This is a genomic window from Vibrio genomosp. F10 str. 9ZD137 (assembly GCF_049974785.1).
GTDB lineage: Bacteria > Pseudomonadota > Gammaproteobacteria > Enterobacterales > Vibrionaceae > Vibrio.
The window spans coordinates 1-5,158 of sequence record NZ_JBNGCJ010000888.1; the positions used below are offsets into that span (position 1 = coordinate 1).

The 5,158-nt window shown below is 42.7% G+C and carries 6 protein-coding genes; 2 read left to right on the forward strand and 4 right to left on the reverse strand.

All coding sequences use genetic code 11. The annotated features are described in order from the left end of the window. Positions 1-466 precede the first annotated feature (466 nt). The gene (locus tag ACP45E_RS19795) at positions 467-1,276 is read right to left on the reverse strand and encodes a Cof-type HAD-IIB family hydrolase (protein ID WP_017038408.1); all 810 of its coding nucleotides are present in this window, start codon (positions 1,274-1,276) and stop codon (positions 467-469) included. 174 nt (positions 1,277-1,450) lie between these two features. Between ACP45E_RS19795 and queE the strand changes: the two genes are divergently transcribed. Together queE and queC are read left to right on the forward strand one after the other, a co-directional pair. After that, positions 1,451-2,119, forward strand: a complete 669-nt coding sequence (gene queE / locus ACP45E_RS19800; RefSeq protein ID WP_139074068.1) for a 7-carboxy-7-deazaguanine synthase QueE — start codon at positions 1,451-1,453, stop codon at positions 2,117-2,119. A gap of 17 nt (positions 2,120-2,136) precedes the next feature. Further along, positions 2,137-2,826 (forward strand): 7-cyano-7-deazaguanine synthase QueC, encoded by a 690-nt coding sequence (gene queC / locus ACP45E_RS19805; protein WP_017034967.1) that lies wholly within the window; start codon positions 2,137-2,139, stop codon positions 2,824-2,826. Positions 2,827-2,892: 66 nt separating this feature from the next. On the opposite strand, the gene ACP45E_RS19810 is transcribed toward queC, so the two are convergent. The 3 genes from ACP45E_RS19810 to ACP45E_RS19820 all read right to left on the reverse strand — a co-directional run. After that, the gene (locus tag ACP45E_RS19810) at positions 2,893-3,258 is read right to left on the reverse strand and encodes a DUF2750 domain-containing protein (protein WP_017034966.1); all 366 of its coding nucleotides are present in this window, start codon (positions 3,256-3,258) and stop codon (positions 2,893-2,895) included. A 137-nt stretch (positions 3,259-3,395) separates the two neighbouring features. Next, complete coding sequence (locus ACP45E_RS19815) at positions 3,396-4,007, reverse strand: OmpA family protein (RefSeq protein WP_017038407.1); 612 nt, start codon at positions 4,005-4,007, stop codon at positions 3,396-3,398. A 1-nt stretch (position 4,008) separates the two neighbouring features. After that, positions 4,009-5,158, reverse strand: a 1,150-nt coding sequence (locus tag ACP45E_RS19820; protein WP_069585463.1) for a TolC family outer membrane protein, incomplete at its 5' end; no start/stop codon positions are given.

Below are 5,158 nucleotides of genomic sequence, written 5' to 3' on the forward strand. Positions count from 1 at the left end.
AAGCGTGGGGGCGGTCGCACTGACCGTCATTTGGCCATTACCGGTATTTACTTCCTGGATCGCCATTACGATCACAATGCTTGGTTTAGTGCTCTCACTTGAACGCGATAAGAAAACGATTTTGTTCAAGCAGCTTCTAATCATAATAGCATTTCTTCTTTCGGCGAATCAGTTACTTCTATTTATTGCATCTTTCGTTTCTTACAGCAGCATATTATCACTGATGATGGAATCAATCCGTTTTCCTATTTTGATCATATGTTATGCCGGACTGGTACGCAAATTCAGCCAATAGATGGTCAGCGATAGTCTTTTAGCTAGAGTCTTTCAATAATAGTCTTTTCGCAATGGTCTTTGTGTATTGAAGACCTTATGTTTCGAAAACAAAAAACGCCTGACACAGTGTTAGGCGTTTTTAATAAACTACGTGGGGTATATTTAATAAGCAGTCATCACATCACCGCTATTAACTGGACAGGATAAACTTTTCGATCACATCTGCTACGCCATCTTCATCGTTGCTGGGGGCAATATAATTAGCCAATGCTTTCGTTTCGGTCATTGCATTACCCATCGCTACCCCCATACCTGCGTAAGTTAGCATATGGTTGTCGTTTTCAGCATCACCCACACAAATAACCTCACTTGAATCTAGGCCTAGATAGTTGGCAATCGATTCGATCCCTAAGCCCTTGTTGCTGCCTAAGCTTAAGAATTCAAGAAAGAACGGGGCACTCTGAACGATGGTATAGCGTTGGTGCAACTCTTTTGGTAGCAGCGAAATCGCTTGAGTCAATTTACCCGGTTCACCAACAATCATTACTTTGATGATCGGGTGTTCATCTTCTAATGTTGAAAAATCCATTTCTGTCAGGCTGAGCCCGTTAATGGTTGCCTCTAGCTGCGTGTACTCACTATTTTGGGGCGTGATTAGACCGTGCTCCTCGCTAAATGCATGGACATTTAGATCAAATTCCTTAGCCATTGCAGCCACTTCTTTTGCTGCCTTTCCGTCGATGATTTGCTTACGAATGATGCCTTGGTTTCCGAGTTCTTTGACCATAGACCCGTTATAGTATAAAACGAATTCGTTATCGCCATTGATGCCTAACTCTTCCAATTTATCGACCATACCGTCGAGTGGTCGACCTGAAGCCAAAACAACTTTTACGCCTTTTTTTCTGGCAGCCGAGATGGCGAGTTTAGTTTTGTCCGAAATTTGTTTGTTGCTATTGAGTAGCGTGCCATCCATATCGAGCGCGATGAGTTTGTACATAACTTACCTAAAATCTACAGCAAAAGGGCAGGATAATTAATTTTGACGATTTCAGCCAGTGTTAGTTATCTCACGCTCTATTCGTTCCTCTATCGATAGGCATTTTATTTGACCTTAACGTAAGACTCATTTAAGGTCTCGGACCTAATTTAGAGACACCTCGGGTTAAGTAAGTTGTATAAGATAAACGAAATGTTTGAAACGATTCAGGGCGAAGGCTATTTCACCGGTGTGCCTTCAGTTTTTGTTCGGCTTCAAGAGTGCCCAGTGGGATGCGCTTGGTGCGATACGAAACAAACATGGGACGCGCTTGAAAGCGATAAGCGCACAATCAATGAAATCTTAGTCAAAACTGAAGATAACCCATTATGGTGCGCGATTTCTGCTGAAGGCATTGTCGAGCAGTACCAGCATCAAGGCTATACTGCAAAGCATGTCGTGATTACTGGTGGTGAGCCCTGCATCTATGACTTACGCCCCTTAACCAAGGCGTTTGAACAAATAGGATGTCGCTGCCAGATTGAGACCAGCGGAACTTTTGAAGTAAAAGCTACCGGAAGTACCTGGGTGACAGTGTCACCAAAAGTGGCAATGAAAGGGAAGCTTCCTATTATTGATTCTGCACTGGAACGTGCTGATGAAATTAAACACCCGGTTGGAACACAAAAAGATATTGATCACTTAGATGAACTGTTAAGTAGAGTGACAATCGATCAAAAGACGGTTATTGCTTTGCAGCCAATTAGCCAGAAAACACGATCAACCGAACTGTGTATAGAAACGTGCATAAAACGGAACTGGCGATTGTCGGTGCAAACGCACAAATATTTAAGTATTGCCTAGGTTTATTGGAAGAGATGATGAAAAAAGCGGTAGTAGTATTCAGCGGAGGCCAAGACTCCACCACATGTCTGGTCAAAGCGTTACAAGAGTTTGATGAAGTCCATGCCATTACCTTTGACTATGGTCAAAGGCATCGGTTAGAGATCGATATTGCTCAAGATCTTGCTAAAGAGCTCGGCGCAACGGCACATAAAGTCATGGATGTGACTCTACTGAATGAACTCGCAATCAGTTCATTAACCCGAGACGATATTCCTGTCTCTCATGAGTTACAGGATAATGGTTTACCTAACTCATTTGTGCCTGGACGGAATATTTTGTTTCTCACCCTCGCTGGTATTTATGCGTATCAAATTGGCGCGGACACGGTGATTACAGGCGTCTGTGAAACCGACTTTTCTGGTTACCCGGATTGTCGTGATGAGTTCGTAAAATCAATGAATACTGCACTCGTTCTTGGCATGGACAGAACGTTTGAAATATCAACCCCACTAATGTGGCTCAACAAGGCCGAAACCTGGGCAATGGCAGACCGATATGACGCTTTAGAATTGGTGCGAAATAAGACGCTAACGTGTTACAACGGGGTAATAGGTGATGGATGCGGTGATTGCCCATCTTGTGATTTGAGAAAATCAGGGCTTGATGAGTACCTACAAAACAAAGAAGAAGTAATGAAGCACTATCTAAGTAAGGCTTCGAGGTAATCTCTCTTCCCTGTTGTTAAGTTAAAAATAAAAACGTCGCAATGGCGACGTTTTTTGAAAATGGATTTAGTTGACGACTTTCTCTAAATAGAGTTTCGCTAAATCGGAAGGCTCTATTTCTTTACCTTCTAAAGATTCATTCCAGTTAGTGCCAATCAAAACGCCATCTTCAGCTAGAGTCAGTAGCCAATCTTCTACAAAAATATCGAGTGGGATTTCTAGTATTTCGAAGTCAGACCATTCTTCAACATTATGGTGTTCTGCATCTTCTTTTGAAGACCAAAAAGGCATTACTTCACTTTGCTCGAACTCACTAGAGTCACACGCTAACCAACCTTCTTCGTTTCGTAAGCCCCAAACCAATTTGTTTTGACAAGTTTCTGTTACAAATAGCTCTAGATTAGCTTGGATATCGGCGGTCAATTTAGTCATGTTAGTGCTCTCAATAGGTTAGACCGCGGTAGATTACCATTTTCATCAATGAAACTCATTAGAAAATAGGAACAAAATAAAAAAGGGCGCGTTAGCACCCTTCAAGTATTAAACCCGTAATATATCTTCGATTGTAACTACTTTTCGATCTTGTCGAAGATAGTCCACGCTTCCTTCACCGAGCCTTTGAAACCAATAACGGTGGCTTCTACTTTCCGGTTCAGTGCATGACTTTGTTCATCGTCACCATAAGCCGCTAAAGAGGTAGCCCCGTGACCGACAATATCTATACGAGTATGGCTTAAACCATTGGAAATAAGTTCCTTTCTAATCGTCTCAGCACGTTTTTCAGATAGCTTCAAATTGTATTCAGGGTTGCCTACTTTACTGGCGTAACCTTGAAGTTCGATCGAGGTTGATGGATAGCTGGTCATAAACTCGGTCATCACTCGTATTTGATTCAGAAAGACTGAATTCAATTCATAAGAGTCGTTGGCAAAAAGGATATTAAGTTTCATCTCTTGCTTGGAGTCGATGTAGGTTTCACACCCATCATTATCGATCTCAGAACCAAGAGGTGTCTCTACACACAGATCTCTCGCATTAATAACGCCATCACGGTCGTCATCGAGTAAATCATCTAATTGCGTGGCGACTGGTGTGGCTATGTAGCTGTACTCTTCTTCTGCGAGTGTATGTGTAGATAAGAATGATGCCGTCACAAGTAAAGGGATAAGATGCTTGTTCATATTAGTAATCCACCTCTTGATGCCATTCGTCTGGCGTTGACACTCGTAGCGCTGATAACAAATGACCGGTTGCGTTCATCACTCGGTACTTGGCATATTGCTCATCATATTTGGCGTCAAGGTATCCTTTTCTCGCTTCGAAAAGCTCATTTTCGGTGTTCAATAAGTCAAGTAAGGTTCGCTGTCCAATGCGGTATTGCTTTTGGTAGGAAATAACGGTTTCAGAAGCTGAGTCAACATGGTCAGATAAAAAATCTTTTTGTTGTACCGTGAGATCTAAAGCGCTCCAAGAGAGCCTGAGCCCTTCTTCGACAGTACGATAAGTGCGGTCTCGGAAGTCTTTAGCCTTATTCAATTGATACGCAAAGCTGTCAATACGATCAGAATCAGAGCCACCATTAAATAGGTTGTAACGCAAACGAAGCATGGCCGAAAATTCATCACTGCTTCCTTCAGTACCGCCAGCGTCATCGTACCAAGTTTGAGTCGCTTCAATTGATAGGGTTGGGTAATTCACGCCCTTAGATTGTTTGTACTGAAACTTTGCCGCATCAACATCAGCTTGAGCCACTTTAATGACCGGGTGTTTTTCAAAAGCCGAGTTAAGTGCATCGTCAATAGTAAATGGAATGGCTATTTGGTCGGCCATCGGGAAAATCAAACCCGCGGGAGCTTCACCAACAATACGCTTAAACTGAGTATGCACATCAAAGAGATTATTTTGCGCCGCAAGTAAATTACCGTGCGCTTTAGCTATACGAGCTTCTACTTGTGACATGTCAGCGGTTGATCCAATTCCTGACTCCACACGCTTTTTAATATCGATATAGATTTTCTTATGGGTTGCAAGGTTACTTTCAGACAGGCTTAGTACATCAAACGCTTTTGTTGCATCTAGGTAAATCTTTGTAACTTCAAGCGCGATATCTTGTGCGTCAGCAAGAAGTTGATAGCGGATAGATTCAGCATCGGCTGATGTCCTGTCCATATCATTCAAGGTCGCAGAGCCATCCCATAACAGCTGGGTCAATGTTAACGTTGCTTCTTTTCGGGTTAATTCGGTATCAGGGTTATTCTGCGCAGGATCGATCGCTTCGTACCCTATCCCCGCATCTAGATCGATACTCGGAAGATAGGCAGATCGGAAGAGC